This window comes from Occallatibacter gabretensis (genome assembly GCF_001449115.1).
Lineage (GTDB): Bacteria > Acidobacteriota > Terriglobia > Terriglobales > Acidobacteriaceae > Telmatobacter > Telmatobacter gabretensis.
Map to the genome: position 1 here is coordinate 1,745,658 of NZ_LAIJ01000009.1, position 17,004 is coordinate 1,762,661.

A 17,004-nucleotide genomic window follows, 5' to 3' on the forward strand; every position below is an offset into this window, starting at 1 on the left:
GTTCCGGAACAGGTATTCTGGGCACCATGCTCATCGACATAGCTCTCGACGCCTTCGGCTCCGACAAAGCCCCCGAACCTGAAATTCGGGGCGCTATACTCGCGTGCCGCACGCTGCCAGTCCGGGTGCATCTTATCGGCCCGGAGCCGGAGTTGCGCGACCTGCTCGACGAGCACCTTCAAGACGAAGATCTGCCGATCATCATTCATCACGCTTCCGAGCGCATTGGAATGGACGAAAAGGCCGCGCACGCCGTCCGCACTAAAAAGGACAGCACCATGCGCGTCGGCCTCAAGCTTGTCCGTGAGCGCAAGGCAGTTGGCTTTGTCACTGCCGGCAATACGGGCGCAGCAATGGCTACGGCCAAGATGGTCCTCGGCGCATTGCCCGGCGTTGATCGGCCCGCGCTGGCCACACCCATGCCGACCGTAACCGGCAGCCCCTGTGTTCTGCTGGATGTCGGCGCCAACGTGGATTGCAAGGCGCACAATCTCGAACAATTCGCTGTAATGGGCGAAATGTATTCGCGAAGCGTATTCAAGGTCCGCTCGCCGCGCGTAGGCTTGCTTTCGATCGGTGAGGAAGAGACCAAAGGCAACGAGCTTACGCACGAAGCCACTCCGCTTCTGAAGGCGCTTCCACTCAATTTTGTCGGCAACGTCGAAGGCCGCGACATCTTTAATGGCAATGCGGACGTAATCGTCTGCGACGGCTTTGTCGGCAATGTAGCCCTTAAGACCAGCGAAGGCATCGGACGCTTTGTCCGCGATGCATTGCGCGCTTCACTGAATACGACCGTCACAGCCAAGGTGGGCGCGCTGCTTTCCCGCCAGGCGTTCAATGATTTCCGCCGCCGGCTAGACTACACCGAATATGGCGGCGCACTGCTGCTCGGCGTGCGTGGCGTTTGCATCATCGGTCACGGCTCATCCAATGACAATGCCATTTTCAATGGCATCCGCGTAGCCTACGAGTTCGCCAAGTCCGGCACAAACGAGAAGATCGAACGCGAATTCGCCAGCCGCCCCCAGCGCCCTTCTAATCCTCCCGCCACCGGTCCGGACGCCACGATTCAATGATTCAGCAGCCGCACCGGTTAAAGTGGTGTGCATGAGATTTCCGGTGCGACTCTTGTTCGTTTGCGTCCTGGTGCAAATCGCTGTTTTTGCCTCATGCGCCCAGAGCCAACCTGCGGCATTACCATCAGCAGGAAAACCGCAGCTCGTTCTTCTCGACACCGACATCGGCGACGACATCGACGATGCCTTCGCGCTCTCTCTTCTCATCAAAAGCCCCGAAGTAAAGCTTCTCGGAATTACCACCGCCTACGGTGATACCGAACTTCGTGCCCGCCTTCTTGACAGATACCTTACGGCTGTTGGCCGCACGGATATTCCCATTGCAGTCGGCGTCCATACCGCGCAGACCAATATCTTCACGCAGGCTACTTATGCTCGTCGTCAGCCGGATCGTAAATATCCGGACGGCATTGATTTTCTACTCGGTCAGATCCGGCTACATCCTGGCGAGATCACGCTGATTGCCATCGGCCCGCTGAATAACATTCATGCGGCCATCGACAAAGACCCCGCTGCCTTTCGCAAGCTTAAGCGCGTCGTAATTATGGGCGGTAGCGTTCATCGCGGCTATGGGCTCACCGGAACGCCGCCGCAGGTAGAGTGGAATACCGGCCGCGATCCAGCCGGTATGCGGGCACTTCTAGCTTCCGGCGTTCCGGTCTTTGTTATGCCGCTGGACTCGACTCAGATTTCTCTTCCACAAGCTGACCAGGACCAGATCTTTTCATATGGTTCGCCGATGACGGACCAACTCACGCTGCTCTATTACCAGTGGAGGGCATTGAATGACTGGCATGGCGCCTCCCCAACGCTCTTTGACCCTGTCGCCGCAGCCTATGCGTTTAAGCCTGATATTTGCACCATGCAGTCCATTCGTCTGGATGTAGACGACAAGGGAATGACCGTGCCAGTGGGTGGCGCGCCCAACGCTCAGGTCTGTCTCAAGTCGGATGAAAAGGGTTTTCTGGAATTGCTGGGGGGACGAATCGCGCCCAGCGCGCACTAAGTGCCGGGAAAATGCAGACGACGCGCCGGAAATCCTCTGGCGCGTCGTCTTTCGTTCATCTTGCTTGTTATTTTTCAATCCTTGCTTGCACCTTCTTCACCGCACTCTTGGCCTTCTCATTGTCGAGAATTGCGAAGTAGAAGGGCAGGCCGTTCGGCTCACCATAGCCTGTAACGTTATCCCAGCCTTTGGTGACCGTGAGTGAGGAGTCAGTCCCAAAGCTCAACACGGCAGCATCTGATGAATCGAATGGCAGGAGGCCGCTGGTAAACTGCGTCTGGCTATACAGCAAGCCGGTAAATAGATCCGCAGCAGAGTAATCCGTAGTGCCGCTCGAATCCGTAACCGAGCCGGCAGGGTTATTCCCGATAATCGAGTTCGTTGGCAAGACATCGGTGATCTGTCCTGCTTTGAGTTTGGCTATCGTGGGGGAGGCAAAACCAAGCGGTTTGCCGTTGATCTGATCTCCAATAGCCCAGAGTGCAGTAAAGAGCGGACTGGCAAGACTGGTGCCACCAATTCCAGCCTCGACAAACTGCGTTCCCTGGGACGTTACGACAACTACAACTCCGGTATTTGGATCGGCAAGAGCGGAGACATCCGGCACCTGACGCCATTTGCCCGGCACACCCGTCTGCCAGGAAGGCTTGGCAAAGAACTGGCTCTGCCCGCCACCTGCTCCACCAAGGAAGCCGAGCGCAAACGGCGGATCAAGCGCGCCTCCAAGAGCAACGTATGCGGCATTGTTGCCCCAGCCTGTGACGATGTCGCCTAAGCCGATCGGGTTATTCAGAATGCTGGTGCCACCCACAGCTACGGCATAGGGAGAGTCCGACGGCACCTCAACCGCGCCAACCGGTGTTCCCAGGCCAAGGTCGCCGCCGTCGCCACTGGAGAATTGGAAAGAAATACCAGCAGCGGCACCCTTTTTGAGCACGGAGTTGAAGGCATCGAGTTCGGCAGGACCTGCGATGATCTCGTCGTCATTTTCCCAACTGCTGGAGACAGTGTTGGCCAGTTTTTTGCTGATGATGTACTGCAGTGAGGCGATCTGATCCTCGTTATCTTGTCCCGCTGAGGCGACGACCAGGATTTTGGCGCCCGGAGCTATCGAGTGAGCGGTTTGGATATCGAGTGCAATTTCAGTTGTCCAACCGGTCAGGTCCGCAGCATTGGGGTTTAGAGGCTTTCCTTCGGGATAGATAACCTGGAAGTTCTTCGAAGTAAGTGCAGGCAAGCCAAAAAGCGTAGAAAACGCATTGGCGTCGGTTTCTGCGGCTGCATAGCCGAAGGCCTCCACCAGCGCGATAGTCTGGCCGCTTCCGTCGAAGCCTTCCTCTATGAGGGGGATAAGGCCATAGTGCGTCTGCAGATCTGTTGGCGTGTAGGAAACGATCAGATTCGAGTTTTGATCGTAGACCGTCCCGGTGTAGGTCGCTGTAGGCAGCGATGCTCCAGGAGTGGTGTAGTTAAACGTCTCAGACGCCGACAGCGGCAGCTCACTAATCTGGCTCAGGATTCCACCGCTGTCCTTCACGCTAACGAGAGTCTTCTTGAAGCGCGGTTGGCCGGTTTTGTAGTTCTTCTGATAGACGAGTTGAGGCTGGGCCTGGTGCCGTTCAAGGCCTGCCACTGCCTTGACCAGCGGCGCTGCGGGGCCGGTGAGGACGGCGTCGCGCGTGTGTGCCTGGAAAATGCGACCGTTCTTCAATTGGAACGAATGAATTTCAGTCTGAAAGGCGCTCTCTGCGTTGCCGACCGTGCCGTGCACGCGAATCGAGAAACGGTTGGAGTCTGAGGAGATAACAGTAAAACCCTGATTGATGAGCTCGCGTTTAACGCTGTCGAACTCCTCCTGAGTGGGAGCATATTTTTCGAAATCAGAGTCGGTGAACCATTGGTGGAATGTGGGAGAAGCGGGATCGTAAAGGGCGTCGACGGCTTTGTCGTATTCGGCTTCGTTGTGTGGTTGGAGAACTACCGTCAGGTTGACCTGGTTTGAAGGATTGACGTGGCCGAGGTCCTTCGTGAGCGAGACGGCACGAGGGACATTATGGGAGGGAAGCTGTGACAGAGAGTAGCTGGAGGCAAAGAAAGCAATTGCCAGCGATGCCACCGCAGTGCGAAGGGCTGAAAATTTCATTGCATCTCCTCGAGTGAAAACGGGTTAGATAACTGCATGTAGCTGGCGGTGAGCGGTCAGAAGACACGCCGGCGCTCAACGCAGGATGCGCAGCTCAGGGATAAGGACGACAATCGAAGACCCGTGGCGAAGCGAGCTTTGGCGCTCGTGGAGCGCTTTCAGGAGCAATCGTGCGGTCTGAAGCGCAGTACCTCGCCGTTATTGCGCGGCAGGGAGACTCCTGCTCTAGGAATGTTTTGAAGTAGGCTCAGTCCGTGGGAGGCCAAGGCAGCACAAAGAAATTGCTACGGACGGGCCTGAAAGGCAGGCATTAACAACAACGCGCGGCGTCTTGGGTAGGAAGCGTCGGGATTACGGGTTCGAACGCCATGTCCGGGATTGTAGCAAGGGTCTCTATGCTGTCAATAGGAAATATTTCTGGAAACCTAGTTTCCAGGCGGCAATTTGTCATGCGGATTCGTAGGATTTTGACTGTTTCATCTCAAAAAGAATTGACCCTCAGAAAAATCCTTGTTATTGTTAGAAGGTTCCGCAAGAACACCCCTTTTCGTGTGTCATGACGAAACAGGGGCGAACAGGAGCCCAGTTTGTGTTCAAACTTGAGCTAATCTGGGGTCGATGAAGGTTTTTCCGGCCAGACAAGCTCTGAAATTAGCTCTTATTCTTGCAAGAGCAGGGGCATGAAGTCGAAGGCGCGCAGTTTTTTGAAGTAGAGCGCAACCTTCGCAAATATTCGCTACGGTGCTCGCGCGTTCTTCACCTTGAAGGGCTATGCGAGCCGGAACCGCGAAACGGAACTGACTTCCAAGGCTTGATTAAAGCTTGACGGAACGTGCAGTCACCGTCACGGGTCTCGTCTGAACGGGAAGAAAGCAGACGCGAAGCAGCTATTGGGCTTCTGTGCGTTTTGTCGGGCTTAATTGCCTTTCAAAACCATGAGAGCCCGAAGAGTGTGCGGCGCGCTGTAATGAAGTTGAGGGTTTTTGGGTAAGGAGTTTCGGTTTGCCTACTTTTAATCAGCTTGTTCGCAAGGGGCGCACGGCGCCTCGCTACAAGACGGCCTCGCCGGCGCTGCAGGCCTCGCCGCAGCGGCGCGGCGTATGCACGCGTGTGTACACCCAGACGCCTAAAAAGCCAAACTCGGCGCTGCGTAAGGTGGCCCGTGTTCGGTTGACAAATGGCATCGAAGTGACGACCTACATCCCGGGTATCGGCCATAACCTGCAGGAGCACTCGATTGTGTTGATCCGCGGCGGCCGTGTGAAGGACCTTCCTGGCGTGCGCTATCACGTGGTGCGCGGGACGCTTGACTCGGTGGGCGTGGCCAACCGTAAGCAGAGCCGCTCGAAGTATGGCGCCAAGCGCGCCAAGGCTGGTGCAGCAGCGCCGACCAAGGGTAAGAAGTAGGCACTTCGTGCCGTCCTGATTTTGGACTGGCAAGGGTGCTTGATTGAGACGGTTCCCGGACGGAGCATGGTGCCGGGACTGGGGTAGCAGAAGCAGCGCACTGAGCGCGAAAGGGTTTTGACGAACTATGCCGAGAAAAGGGCACATTGCGAAGCGGGAAGTAGCGCCGGATCCAGTTTATGGATCCACGCTGGTCACCAAGTTTGTGAACTCGATGATGTGGGGCGGAAAGAAGTCCACCGCGCAAGGCATCTTCTATCAGTCGATGAAGAATCTTGAGTCGAAGGGTGGCGATGAGGCCCTGAAGCTCTTTAAGAAGGCTGTCGAGAACTGCAAGCCTCTGCTCGAAGTGAAGACCCGCCGCGTGGGCGGCGCCAACTATCAGGTTCCGATTGAAGTGAACCCGGAGCGGCGCACCTCGCTTGCTATTCGCTGGCTTATTACTTACGGCCGTAGCCGGGGTGAAAAGGGCATGGTAGACAAGCTTTCGAATGAGTTGCTGGATGCGGCCAATGGCCGCGGTGCTGCGATGAAGAAGAAGGAAGATGTGCATCGCATGGCTGAAGCAAACAAGGCCTTCGCGCACTATCGCTGGTAAAGCCCTTCGGGCTGTCCTGGTTTTGGGTTGAGATTGTTGAAACGAATAACGGCGGTTGATACCGCAAGGAAGAATTGACGTGGCTCGCACTATACCTCTGAATCGTTGCCGCAACATCGGCATCATGGCGCATATCGACGCCGGTAAGACGACAGCGACAGAGCGCATCCTGTTTTACACGGGCATCACGCACCGCATCGGCGAAGTGCATGAAGGCACCGCGACCATGGATTACATGGAGCAGGAGCAGGAGCGCGGTATTACGATTACGTCGGCCGCGACAACCTGCATGTGGAATAACATCCGCATCAATATCATCGATACGCCAGGGCACGTTGATTTTACCGCTGAGGTGGAGCGCTCGCTTCGTGTTCTGGATGGCGCCGTTGCCGTGTTCGACTCGGTGAGTGGTGTTCAGCCCCAGACTGAAACGGTGTGGCGTCAGGGCGATAAATACAAGGTGCCGCGTATTTGCTTTGTGAACAAGATGGACAAGAACGGTGCTGATTTTGAGCACGTGATTGATACCATCCGCAAGCGGCTGGGCGCGCGTCCTGTCGCACTGCAGATTCCAATTGGCGCCGAGGCGAACTTCAAAGGTGTTGTGGATCTGATCGAGATGAAGGCGATCCTCTGGCACGACGAGACGATGGGCGCAAAGTACGACGTGGAAGAGATTCCCGCCGACCTGGTGAAGAAGGCCGAAGCTTTCCGCACGCAACTCATCGAGACCATCGCCGAGACCGATGATGTGCTGCTCGAAAAGTTCCTCGAGGGCGACATTCCGACGATTGCCGAGCTCAAGGCCGGCATCCGCAATGCCGTGAAAGAGTTGAAGGTCTTCCCGGTAATCTGCGGTTCGGCCTTTAAGAACAAAGGTGTACAGACGCTGCTCGATGCGGTGGTGGATTATCTTCCCAGCCCGCTCGACAAGCCTCCGGTCGAAGGTATTAACCCTTCGAACCCTACCGAGATTCTGATCCGCAAGGCTGAGGACAGCGAGCCGCTTTCGGCGCTGGTCTTCAAGCTGATCAACGATCCTTTCGGCAAGCTCTCGTTTATCCGCATCTACTCGGGTGGGCTCAAGACGGGCGACACCATTCTGAACCCCCGCACTGGCAAGACCGAGCGCGTGGGCCGCCTGGTGAAGATGCACGCCAACAAGCGTGAAGACATTACCGAGATCTATGCCGGCGACATTTGCGCCTGCGTGGGCCTGAAGGACCTGAAGACAGGCGACACGCTCTCCTCGCCACAGCATCCGATTGCGCTCGGTGCCATCACCTTCCCGGAGCCCGTGATCTCTGTGGCTATCGAGCCCAAGACCAAGGCTGATCAGGAGAAGATGGGCATTGCGCTCTCACGATTGGCAGACGAGGATCCCACCTTCAAGGTGCGGACCGATGAGGATTCGGGCCAGACGATTATCAGCGGCATGGGCGAACTGCACCTCGAGATTCTTGTGGACCGCATGAAGCGCGAGCACAAGGTCGAGGCCAATGTGGGCGAGCCGAAGGTCGCGTTCCGCGAGACCATTCGCAAGATCGCCGAGGCTGAAGGCAAGTACATTCGCCAGACCGGCGGCTCGGGCAACTACGGCCATTGCAAGCTGCGCATCGAGCCCAACGAGCCGGGCAAGGGCTACGAATTTGTCAACGAGATCAAGGGCGGCTCGATTCCGAAGGAGTACATCAAGCCCATCGATCAGGGCGTGCAGGGCGCGCTGGAGCTTGGCATCCTGGCAGGCTACCCCATCGTGGACGTGAAAGTGTTCTTGTTCGACGGCAGCTATCACGACGTGGACTCGAACGAAATGGCCTTCAAGTTCGCCGGTTCGATTGCGTTCAAGGAGGCGGCGCGCAAGGCTTCGCCGGTTCTGCTCGAGCCTGTCATGGCGGTTGAAGTTACCGTGCCGGAAGAGCATATGGGCACCATTATTGGCGACATCAACTCGCGCCGTGGCCGCATCGAAGGCATGGAACACGCCGCCGGTTCGCAGGTCATCAAGGCCATTGTGCCGCTGAAGGAAATGTTTGGTTACGTGAACGACATTCGTTCGTCCACGCAGGGTCGCGCGTCGTATTCAATGCAGTTCGCACGCTACGAAGAGGCTCCTCGCATGATTGCCGATGAGATCATCGGTCGCGCGCAGGGCGGTAGATAGGGTTTTCAGGCTTCGCGGCATTACAGCGAAGCATGTGGAAAAGTTTTGGGGCTGGAGCCGCGTGGGCGGCGCCCCGATGTGAAACAGGCAGTAGGAGCTACGAAAGGGATTCGGGACTTTTATGGCGAAGGAAAAGTTTGATCGTTCGAAGCCTCATGTGAACGTGGGAACGATTGGTCATATTGATCATGGCAAGACGACTTTGACGGCGGCGATCACGAAGGTGTTGTCGAAGCACAACCCGAAGATCGCGTTTCGTTCGTTTGATTCGATCGACAACGCACCTGAGGAGCGGGAGCGCGGCATTACGATTGCGACGGCGCACGTGGAGTATGAGACGGCGAACCGTCACTATGCTCATGTGGACTGCCCCGGTCACGCCGATTACATCAAGAACATGATCACGGGCGCGGCGCAGATGGACGGCGGCATTCTCGTGGTTGCCGCGACCGACGGCCCGATGCCGCAGACCAAGGAGCACGTGCTTCTGGCCCGCCAGGTGGGTGTGCCGTACATCGTGGTGTTCCTGAACAAGTGCGACTCGGTGGAAGACGAAGAGCTGACGGACCTGGTGGAGATGGAAGTTCGTGAGCTTCTTTCGAAGTACCAGTTCCCGGGCGACGACGTTCCGGTGGTTCGCGGTTCCGCCCTGGGCGCGTTGAATGGCGATCCGAAGTGGGAAGCGAAGATCGACGAGCTGATGGATGCGGTGGACAAGAACGTGCCGCAGCCGGATCGCGCGATCGATCTGCCGTTCCTGATGCCGATTGAAGATATCTTCTCGATCTCCGGCCGCGGCACTGTGGTGACGGGCCGTATCGAGCGCGGCAAGGTGAAGGTGGGCGAGGAAGTTGAGATTGTGGGCTTCCGCGAGACGCGCAAGACGGTAGTGACGGGCGTGGAAATGTTCAAGAAGCAGCTGGACGAAGGTCTTGCTGGGGACAACGCCGGTCTGTTGCTGCGCGGCATTCCGAAGGAAGACGTGGAGCGCGGGATGGTACTGGCCAAGACCGGTTCGATTACGCCTCACACGCGCTTCAAGGGCGAAGTTTACGTGTTGTCGAAGGAAGAAGGCGGCCGTCACACACCGTTCTTCAAGGGCTACCGTCCGCAGTTCTACTTCCGCACGACGGATGTGACGGGCACGGCGGAGCTTCCTGAGGGCGTGGAGATGGTGATGCCGGGCGACAACGTGCAGCTTGTGGTTGAGTTGCACACGCCGGTGGCCATGGAAAAGGGCCTCCGGTTCGCGATTCGCGAAGGCGGACGTACCGTCGGCGCAGGTACCATTTCGGAAATTCTTAAGTAAGTGACTCAAGGGACTGAGGGACCAGGGGACTGGTTCTTCAGTTTCTGAAAATTTCAGGATTTGGCGGACAGGAACGAGCGCGCCGGATCAGTTAGGATTGAACCATGCGGGAAATCGTGACATTGCAATGCACTGAGTGCAAAGAGCGGAACTACTCAACGACGAAGAACAAGAAGACGACCACTGGCCGTCTCGAGTTCAAGAAGTTCTGCAACCGCTGCCGTAAGCACCAGGCGCATCGGGAAACAAAGTAAGACAGAGGCCAGTTTTCAGAGATCAGAGATCAGTTAGTGCGGTAAAGTGTTAGCCTTAGCGGGTTACCCAACTAAGAAGAAACTGATCTCTGACCCCTGAGCCCTGTTCCCTGCGTTACAGGGGCGTAAGCTCAATGGTTAAACTGTCGGTCTCCAAAACCGAACTTGTCGGTTCGAATCCGACCGCCCCTGCCAGATTTTGCGGTGATCCCTCGGCATGAATGCCTCGGGAGCGAAGGAATGGAAGTATGGCTTCAAAGACAGCAGTTGTGAATAGGGAAGAGCGCGGCTCTTCAATTAAGCGTCAGGAGCCGAACGCCGTGGGAAACTTCACCGGCAACGTGACGTCGATCTGGGGACGGTTTACGACCTTCCTGGGCGAAGTGCGCTCGGAGATTCGCAAGGTGGTTTCGCCGTCGCTCAAGGAAGTGCAGGCGACAACGACGGTTGTGATCATAACTGTATTTATCTTTGGCCTGTATTTCTGGTTGACTGACTTGGTTTTCAGCAATGCGGTGCGGCAGATTCTGCATAAGCTGGCCGGCGAGTAGTTGCAGGCTCAAAGCCGCGAAACGAGAACATGATGGAAGAAGAACTGAAACAACCGGACCTCGAAAATAACGGCGGAGGCGACGGCGCGGAGACGCCGCATCTGACGCCCACTAACGAGCGTTTCAAGTGGTACATTCTCCACGCCTATTCGGGCTTTGAGCGCAAGGTGAAGGAATCCATCGAGAGCCGCATACAGGCTTTTGGCCTGCAGGATCGCGTCGGCAAGGTGATGATTCCGATGGAGCCGGTGACGGAGATTGTCAACGGCAAGAAGCGGACAGTGGAGCGGGTGTTTCTGCCTGGCTACGTACTGATCGAGATGGAGCTGGACAACAACCTCTGGCATGTGTTGAAGGACACGCCAAAGGTGACTGGCTTTCTGGGCACGGGCGACAAGCCGGTGGCGCTCAGCGAGGAAGAGGTCAGCTCGATCCTGTACCGCAGCGAAGTGTCGAAGGATAAGCCGCGGCTTAAGATCAAGTTTGAAAAGAACGAGTCCGTGCGGATTACCGACGGGCCGTTTGCGAATTTCAACGGCGTTGTGGATGAGATCAACGAGGATCGCGAGACACTGAAGGTGATGGTGACGATCTTCGGGCGGTCCACGCCGGTTGAACTGGAGTTCAGCAAAGTCGAAAAGATTGAAGATTGAATAGTTGCAGCTTCTAGCTACTAGCTTCTGCTTCTAGCCGGCGCGGTGACCTGGTAACCGCCGGTTTGATGGCGAACGCTTGGGCAGCAACATCAAAATTTACACAAGAAGTAACCAGCGAGAGGCTTATAAGCCAGGAGCCAGCAGCTGGTTTGCGAAGGAAGCATAATGGCACCCCCGAAGAAAGTATCCACATACGTCAAGCTGCAGATTGAAGCCGGCAAGGCGACGCCGGCTCCTCCGGTTGGCCCGGCGCTCGGTCAGGCGCAGGTCAACATCATGGAGTTCTGCAAGCAGTTCAACGCGCGGACGCAGAACAAGGAGATGGCTGGGCTGATTATCCCGGTCGTCATCACGGTATATGCTGACCGCAGCTTTACCTTTGTCACCAAGACTCCTCCGGCAGCTGTGCTGCTGAAGAAGGCCGCCGGCCTGCAAAAGGGCTCTGGCACACCGAACAAGGACAAGGTGGGCAAGGTGACCGAGAAACAGGTGCGCGAGATTGCCGAGCAGAAGATGCCGGATCTGAACGCGGGCTCGGTCGAGACGGCCATCAAGAGCATCAAGGGCACGGCGCGTTCGATGGGCATTGAAGTCGTCGCGTAAGTGCTGGTTGATTGGATGTGAAAACGCCTTCCCGATTGGGAGGGCGTTTTTGTTTTGGGAAGAGAAGTTTCTTGCCATGGAGGGTATTGGGAAGTATGCTTCTCGCGCGGCGGAAGTCGCATGGAAGTTGAGACGGCACAGATTTAGTTAAGGAGAATTTCGCATGAAGATCAATCGACTACTCTCTGTATCCATACTGATGGCTGCGCTGGCCATTGGCATGGTTCCTGCAATCTTTGCTGCGGCACCCGCGGCTGTTACTGCTGCGCCACCGGCTGCGGCGGCGCTGGTGGACATTAATTCTGCCACTGCGGATCAGTTGAAGGCTCTGCCTGGAATTGGGGATGCGTATGCGGCCAAGATTATTGCCGGGCGTCCGTATGCCAACAAGTCGCAGTTGAAGACGAAGAGCATTATTCCGGCGGCTACCTATGCGAAGATTTCGAGCTTGATTATTGCGAATCAGCCGGCGAAGAAATAGGCTGCTGCTTTGGATGCAATGCAAAAACGCCCTCCCGGTTGGGAGGGCGTTTGTTGTTTGAGGCGTTTTCGTCTTACGCGTTATCTGTGCCGCAAAACGGACGAGCGCATATCCTGAACGGTATAGCCGAGAGGGACTTCGAAAAGATGAGCATCGGGTTGGCCCAGGGAGAGATTCGAAAGCCGGATGACCTGCTTTCCCTCTATTGGGTCGGTACGGCTCACCAGAAGGTTGGTCTGCAGTTCGTTGGAGTACCAGAATTCGTTCACCGAGACGAGAGGACGCTCATTTCCCTTTACACCTTGGTTAACCGTGACGGTCTCGCGAGTGCCGCTTACGCTCAGGCCCTCTATTGAATCCGACCCCAGACTTTCGCGGGCAAGTGTTTTTGTCCCATTGTCATAGGGGCCAGCCTGCTGGGTTTCAAAGAATGTGTGTGGCAAATAATCGGTCACGACGCATTTCATGGAATGCGTGGAACAAATGATTTGGTAACGGGAACGCGGATCATAAATATGAATCTCATAAAGCGGGGATTTCTCGCCTGAATTTGCAGGGACAAATGTGTGATTCTCGCGATAGACGCGGCCCACGCTGTCGCGCGCCAGCATAGCATCCAGATGAGTCGTGACCGTGCTGCCGTCTTCCAGGGTTTTGGTCCAGTCGGTACTGGTCCTGGCTGAAAAAGGTTTGTCGGGAATATTGAGCACCACCACTCCTGAGACGTGAGTGGTGGCCCGCCGTCGGGACCGCGGTAAGGCTCCTGCGCGGCAAGTGCGCATAATGAAAGAGCCCATGCCAAAAGAAAACAAAGGGTCTTTCGTCTCATTTGCCTTTCCCATTTCAAAGTTGAAACTTGACGTCATTATAAAAGCTATTTCGTAGATGCGGTGTGGGCGAGGTGGTCATGATTCAAAATCGCGTTGAAGACCAAGGCGTAGGAGCCGATGGTTTCGCCGCGGTAGATGGGGTTGTTGGCGAAGAGGAGCACGTTGCCTTCGCCCAGGTGCGCGTCGACGACGATGGCGTGTTCGGCGATGGAGCCGCCCTTATCGAGCAGGCCGGAGACTAGCAGGGATTTGCCGTCAGAGAAGCGCAGGATGACGTCAGGCCGGTATTGCGCGGGGATGACGGAGACGTTGTTGCGCATCTGCTCTTCATTGAGTTTGCGAGGCTGCCAGGGCTGCTGCTTTTCTAGCGCTTCGGCGGCGGTGAGGGTGCGGCCCTGCGGTTGGTCGTCTTCTTCGGTGGTTCCGCGGCCGGTGGGGCGCTGGGAATAGGGGTCCATGAGGATGCGGCCACCGCCGCGACCGACGGTGTTCGAAACATTGAAGGCCATGCCGTTGGCGCTCATGACGGCGAGGTTATCGCCGTAGCCGAAGGCAACCGGGCTGTCATGTGAGACGAAGACGGAGTTGAGGACGGTGCCGACGACGCGGGCGTCTGCGGAGGGTGCCACAGAGACGCCGGGTGCGAGGCCCATGTCGATGGCGAAGGCAGATGTGTCTTCGCAGGTGACGAGCAGGCCGCCTTTTTCGATGAAGGACTTGAGGTGCGCGAGGCCGTCATAGCCGAGGCCGGGGCGGGTGTCTTCCGTCGAGTCGAAGCCGGGGGCGACCAGGTTGGGTGTGAGGTCGGATTTTTGCCATGGCAGAGGGTTGCTCCACATCGGCATGCCATTGATGATGTCCGAGGACGCGGCGCGCCCGACCGGGGCGAAGATGATGACGTCGTATTTGGAGCGCAGGTCGTCGGTTTTGGCGGCGGTCTGGGTGGAGATGTATTCGAAGGGGACGCCGGCGGAGTCAAAGGCGAAGCGCCACCAACCTTCTGTCTGCGTGGCGAGCCAGGTGTGCATGACGGCGATGCGCGGGGCAGTGACGGGATGCGTCGGAACGCTGGGCGCGACGCTGAGGGTGGTTGCGTTGAGGGCCAGCGATTTGAGGGCGTCGGCGAGCTGTTTGGAGTCTGCGCCGGAGATGAGGAGCGAACCGGCAGGGAGATTGTCGGCGGCTTTTTCGGTGACTTCGACCTTTGCGTCCTTGAGCTTATAGAGGAGCGCGAGGAGCGTGGTCTGGCCGTGGTTGGCTACTGCGGTGATGGAACCTGAGCCGGAGACCGTGCCAGCGAGCGAGGCTGGATCATCGACGGGCTTCATTGCGGCTTTGAGGATGGCGGGATCCGTGATGCGCGTGGTCTTGACGTTGAAGAGCGCCGGGAAGCTCCAGCCGGTGTCGTCGTAGGGATGCTTTTGCGGGTCGTCGGGGGCCCAGAACTGCTTGTCGAGAAGAGCATCGGCGGCGCGCGCGAAGGGTTGGTCCATACGGACAACGATGCTGCCGGCGGGGAAGTTGGTGTCGGCGGGCTTATCTCCACGCTTGGCTCCGGCTACGGGTACGGTGACGGCGGAGGTGAGCTGCGAGATTTCGATGTGCTGGAGCTTGAGGACGGTGGCGAGGCTGACGAGGCGGTTGGAGCTGGCTTCGTCGCCGGAGATAACGTAGGCGGATGGGCCTTCGAGTGCGGGCTTCTCGATTGAGTGCTTGCTCTTGAGGTAGTAGTTCTCAAGGAAGTGGCGCGTGTTGTGGGAGAAGTAGGAGATCGTCGTCAGGAGCGCGGATTCTTCGTAATTATTGTTATCTCGCTGGGACCAGGTGACGATGGGCAGAGGCGGGTTCTGGCGATACCAGGTGCGGGAGTATTCCTCTGGCGTGAGAATGCGCTTTTCGGTGTCCGCGCCGCCGTTGCCGAAGGTTTCATAGAGACGGCTGATGCCGTTGTGCATGGCGGCGAGGAACATGAGATAGCCGGGCGACCAGGTGTCGAAATCGCCGTGGGTGAAGACACCGGGCATGCCGAGTGCCTGCATCTGGGCGATGTTGTTCCAGCCGAGTTCCTGCCATTCATTTGTGAGCATGGGGTCGACCCAGGCGTTGTAGGGGCCGTCGCCGACGGTGTTGTCGTAGAGGAAGGGGACGGATTCGTGCAGGTCATGGAGGACCTGGGCGTGCCAATCGATGTAGGTGTCGAGGACGTTGCGCGTGAGGTTGAGGGTCATGCCCATGGCGTCACGGTTGTTGTCATGCGCGACGTAGTGGCCCCAGTAGAGCAGGCGCGGGAAGGTCTTGTCCGGATTGGCCTTGTGCCAGCGGTAGATGTCCACCTGACGATCGCGGCCGTCGACTTCAACGACGGGCGTGATGAGGACGATCATGTGCGAGCGGATGTACTTGATGTAGGGGGAGTCGTCGACGGCGAGGCGGTAGGCGAGCTCCATGAGCGCGGTGGGCGCGCCGGTCTCCGGCGAGTGGATGGTGCCGGTGATGTAGTAGACCGGGACCGAGGCGTCGATGAGGGACTTGGCCTTGGCGTCGTCGAAGTTGATCTTACGGGGGTCGCCGAGCTGGGCGAGACGCGCCTTGTTTTCGGCGGCGTGGGCCAGGATTTCAGGATCGGCGATGGCGGCGGCGATCATCTCACGGCCTTCTTCGGAGTGGCCGATGGTGTAGACCTTGACGCGCGGGCTGGAGGTCTCAAGCAGGCGGAAGTATTTGTAGACATCCTCTGCGTAAGGCAGGAAATTAGGCGCGCCGGAGACGTCGCCGAGGACCTTGGCTGGCGTGGGAACGGTCTTCGAGGCGGGCAGATAGTCCACGAGCGGCGAAAGGAAGCTGGGCGCCGTGGTGTACTGCTTGATTTTGGCGGTGTAGTCGTCGTCGATGGGCTGCTTGGGGTCACGGGCGTAGTCAGCGCTGAGTGCGGCGTTGGGCGACTGAGCTTGATTGGTCCGGGGTGCGGCGAGGGATGCGGCACAAAGGATGAGCGGAAGGACAGACTTCAGCGATTTCATAGGCCTCAAAAGAAGGAGCTTGCAAAGTGGAATGTTTTCGTGAAGTACAACAATGCCACGGCGAGGCGGGGTTTGCAATGAAGAAGATATGAGGAATGGAGGGTTATTGCGTCCAGTCTTCTAGCTGGAGGCCCTGGACGCGGTGGAACTCGCGGGTGTTGGCGGTGACGAGAGTCATCTGGCGGGCTAGGGCCTGACCGGCGATCAGGGTGTCATATTCGCCGATGCGGGTGCCTTTACGTTCCAGTTCTGCGCGGATCTGGGCTGCGGCGAGGGCATCTTCATTGGAGAAGTTCAACACCTCGATGTCTTCTGCAATGAAGGAACGCAACTTCCGACTGTTGCGGTTCTGCTGGCTGCTCTTCTCCACTCCATACCAAAGCTCATGCATGCAGATGGACGACGTTGCGAGCGGTATGCCAGCCAGGACGGCGTGAGCATAGAGAGAACGGACCTTTTCGGAATTCCCATTCATGAGCGCGATGCAGACGTTGGTGTCGAGGAGAAAGCTCACTCGAAATACTCGCGGATAGGAGCGAGATTCTGCTTGCGGCCTTCCGGAAAGATTGGATCGCCGCCTAAGGCGTCAAGCCGTACGAACCAGGCTTCAATGCTCTCTTTCGTTCTGGGATGTTCTTCGACGGGTTCGATGAGGACTCCCTTGCCCACGCGGGAGATGCGGACATGGTCGCCTTCGAAGCGAAACTCCTTGGGCAGGCGGACAGCCTGACTGCGGCCATTCCAGAAGAGCTTGGCGTCGGTGTGCTTGGGAGCGGCTGGTTTTGGGCTCATGTAGCCTCCCGTAAATGATATATACCTAAAGTATATATCATTTACGGCACATAATTCGATGGCGGGGCGAAAAATCTATCTATGTTGAAGCTATTCAGCTCAACACTCTCA

16 protein-coding genes and 1 tRNA gene are annotated in these 17,004 nt (G+C 57.3%); 12 read left to right on the forward strand and 5 right to left on the reverse strand.

Annotation, left to right across the window (positions count from 1 at the left end):
- The first annotated feature begins 26 nt into the window (after window positions 1-26).
- On the forward strand, window positions 27-1,079 hold the full coding sequence (gene plsX / locus VO84_RS13615) for a phosphate acyltransferase PlsX (protein WP_058188142.1): 1,053 nt from the start codon (window positions 27-29) through the stop codon (window positions 1,077-1,079).
- Window positions 1,080-1,122: 43 nt separating this feature from the next.
- Window positions 1,123-2,085: a nucleoside hydrolase gene (locus VO84_RS13620; RefSeq protein WP_197414027.1), complete on the forward strand. Its 963-nt coding sequence runs from the start codon at window positions 1,123-1,125 to the stop codon at window positions 2,083-2,085.
- A gap of 67 nt (window positions 2,086-2,152) precedes the next feature.
- On the opposite strand, the gene VO84_RS13625 is transcribed toward VO84_RS13620, so the two are convergent.
- The gene (locus VO84_RS13625) at window positions 2,153-4,228 is read right to left on the reverse strand and encodes a S53 family peptidase (protein ID WP_058188144.1); all 2,076 of its coding nucleotides are present in this window, start codon (window positions 4,226-4,228) and stop codon (window positions 2,153-2,155) included.
- Between the two features lie 1,002 nt (window positions 4,229-5,230).
- On the opposite strand from VO84_RS13625, the gene rpsL reads away from it, so the two are divergent.
- From rpsL to VO84_RS13670, 10 genes are all read left to right on the forward strand, one after another.
- Window positions 5,231-5,635, forward strand: coding sequence for a 30S ribosomal protein S12 (gene rpsL, locus VO84_RS13630; RefSeq protein ID WP_058188145.1), 405 nt, complete (start codon window positions 5,231-5,233; stop codon window positions 5,633-5,635).
- 127 nt (window positions 5,636-5,762) lie between these two features.
- Entirely contained in the window at window positions 5,763-6,233 is a 471-nt protein-coding gene (gene rpsG, locus VO84_RS13635) for a 30S ribosomal protein S7 (protein ID WP_058188146.1), read from the forward strand.
- Between the two features lie 79 nt (window positions 6,234-6,312).
- Entirely contained in the window at window positions 6,313-8,397 is a 2,085-nt protein-coding gene (gene fusA / locus VO84_RS13640; RefSeq protein ID WP_058188147.1) for an elongation factor G, read from the forward strand.
- Between the two features lie 121 nt (window positions 8,398-8,518).
- Window positions 8,519-9,706, forward strand: a complete 1,188-nt coding sequence (gene tuf, locus VO84_RS13645; RefSeq protein ID WP_058188148.1) for an elongation factor Tu — start codon at window positions 8,519-8,521, stop codon at window positions 9,704-9,706.
- A gap of 104 nt (window positions 9,707-9,810) precedes the next feature.
- Window positions 9,811-9,960, forward strand: coding sequence for a 50S ribosomal protein L33 (gene rpmG / locus VO84_RS22200; protein WP_082661970.1), 150 nt, complete (start codon window positions 9,811-9,813; stop codon window positions 9,958-9,960).
- 119 nt (window positions 9,961-10,079) lie between these two features.
- Window positions 10,080-10,155, forward strand: a tRNA-Trp gene (locus VO84_RS13650).
- 53 nt (window positions 10,156-10,208) lie between these two features.
- Window positions 10,209-10,511, forward strand: a complete 303-nt coding sequence (gene secE, locus VO84_RS13655; RefSeq protein ID WP_082661971.1) for a preprotein translocase subunit SecE — start codon at window positions 10,209-10,211, stop codon at window positions 10,509-10,511.
- 32 nt (window positions 10,512-10,543) lie between these two features.
- Window positions 10,544-11,164: a transcription termination/antitermination protein NusG gene (gene nusG, locus VO84_RS13660; RefSeq protein WP_058188149.1), complete on the forward strand. Its 621-nt coding sequence runs from the start codon at window positions 10,544-10,546 to the stop codon at window positions 11,162-11,164.
- A 168-nt stretch (window positions 11,165-11,332) separates the two neighbouring features.
- Entirely contained in the window at window positions 11,333-11,770 is a 438-nt protein-coding gene (gene rplK / locus VO84_RS13665; RefSeq protein ID WP_058188150.1) for a 50S ribosomal protein L11, read from the forward strand.
- Between the two features lie 163 nt (window positions 11,771-11,933).
- The gene (locus VO84_RS13670; protein ID WP_058188151.1) at window positions 11,934-12,251 is read left to right on the forward strand and encodes a ComEA family DNA-binding protein; all 318 of its coding nucleotides are present in this window, start codon (window positions 11,934-11,936) and stop codon (window positions 12,249-12,251) included.
- Window positions 12,252-12,331: 80 nt separating this feature from the next.
- Here the strand turns inward: VO84_RS13670 and VO84_RS13675 are convergent, their stop codons facing one another.
- From VO84_RS13675 to VO84_RS13690, 4 genes are all read right to left on the reverse strand, one after another.
- A complete protein-coding gene (locus VO84_RS13675; protein WP_058188152.1) occupies window positions 12,332-12,961 on the reverse strand; it encodes a hypothetical protein in 630 nt (209 codons plus the stop codon).
- A 164-nt stretch (window positions 12,962-13,125) separates the two neighbouring features.
- Window positions 13,126-16,101 (reverse strand): M14 family zinc carboxypeptidase, encoded by a 2,976-nt coding sequence (locus tag VO84_RS13680; protein WP_157439883.1) that lies wholly within the window; start codon window positions 16,099-16,101, stop codon window positions 13,126-13,128.
- A gap of 103 nt (window positions 16,102-16,204) precedes the next feature.
- Complete coding sequence (gene vapC, locus VO84_RS13685; RefSeq protein ID WP_058188154.1) at window positions 16,205-16,615, reverse strand: type II toxin-antitoxin system tRNA(fMet)-specific endonuclease VapC; 411 nt, start codon at window positions 16,613-16,615, stop codon at window positions 16,205-16,207.
- Window positions 16,612-16,893: an antitoxin gene (locus VO84_RS13690; protein ID WP_058188155.1), complete on the reverse strand. Its 282-nt coding sequence runs from the start codon at window positions 16,891-16,893 to the stop codon at window positions 16,612-16,614. Before VO84_RS13690 ends, vapC begins: the two co-directional genes overlap by 4 nt.
- Window positions 16,894-17,004: the final 111 nt, after the last annotated feature.

What these genes read in the sequence shown, in the direction of transcription:
- plsX (WP_058188142.1), top strand. Translation starts at nt 27, where the DNA reads ATGCTCATCGACATAGCTCTCGACGCCTTCGGCTCCGACAAAGCCCCC.
- VO84_RS13625 (WP_058188144.1), bottom strand. Translation starts at nt 4,228, where the DNA reads ATGAAATTTTCAGCCCTTCGCACTGCGGTGGCATCGCTGGCAATTGCT.
- rpsG (WP_058188146.1), top strand. Translation starts at nt 5,763, where the DNA reads ATGCCGAGAAAAGGGCACATTGCGAAGCGGGAAGTAGCGCCGGATCCA.
- tuf (WP_058188148.1), top strand. Translation starts at nt 8,519, where the DNA reads ATGGCGAAGGAAAAGTTTGATCGTTCGAAGCCTCATGTGAACGTGGGA.
- rpmG (WP_082661970.1), top strand. Translation starts at nt 9,811, where the DNA reads ATGCGGGAAATCGTGACATTGCAATGCACTGAGTGCAAAGAGCGGAAC.
- secE (WP_082661971.1), top strand. Translation starts at nt 10,209, where the DNA reads ATGGCTTCAAAGACAGCAGTTGTGAATAGGGAAGAGCGCGGCTCTTCA.
- nusG (WP_058188149.1), top strand. Translation starts at nt 10,544, where the DNA reads ATGGAAGAAGAACTGAAACAACCGGACCTCGAAAATAACGGCGGAGGC.
- rplK (WP_058188150.1), top strand. Translation starts at nt 11,333, where the DNA reads ATGGCACCCCCGAAGAAAGTATCCACATACGTCAAGCTGCAGATTGAA.
- VO84_RS13670 (WP_058188151.1), top strand. Translation starts at nt 11,934, where the DNA reads ATGAAGATCAATCGACTACTCTCTGTATCCATACTGATGGCTGCGCTG.
- VO84_RS13680 (WP_157439883.1), bottom strand. Translation starts at nt 16,101, where the DNA reads ATGAAATCGCTGAAGTCTGTCCTTCCGCTCATCCTTTGTGCCGCATCC.
- VO84_RS13690 (WP_058188155.1), bottom strand. Translation starts at nt 16,893, where the DNA reads ATGAGCCCAAAACCAGCCGCTCCCAAGCACACCGACGCCAAGCTCTTC.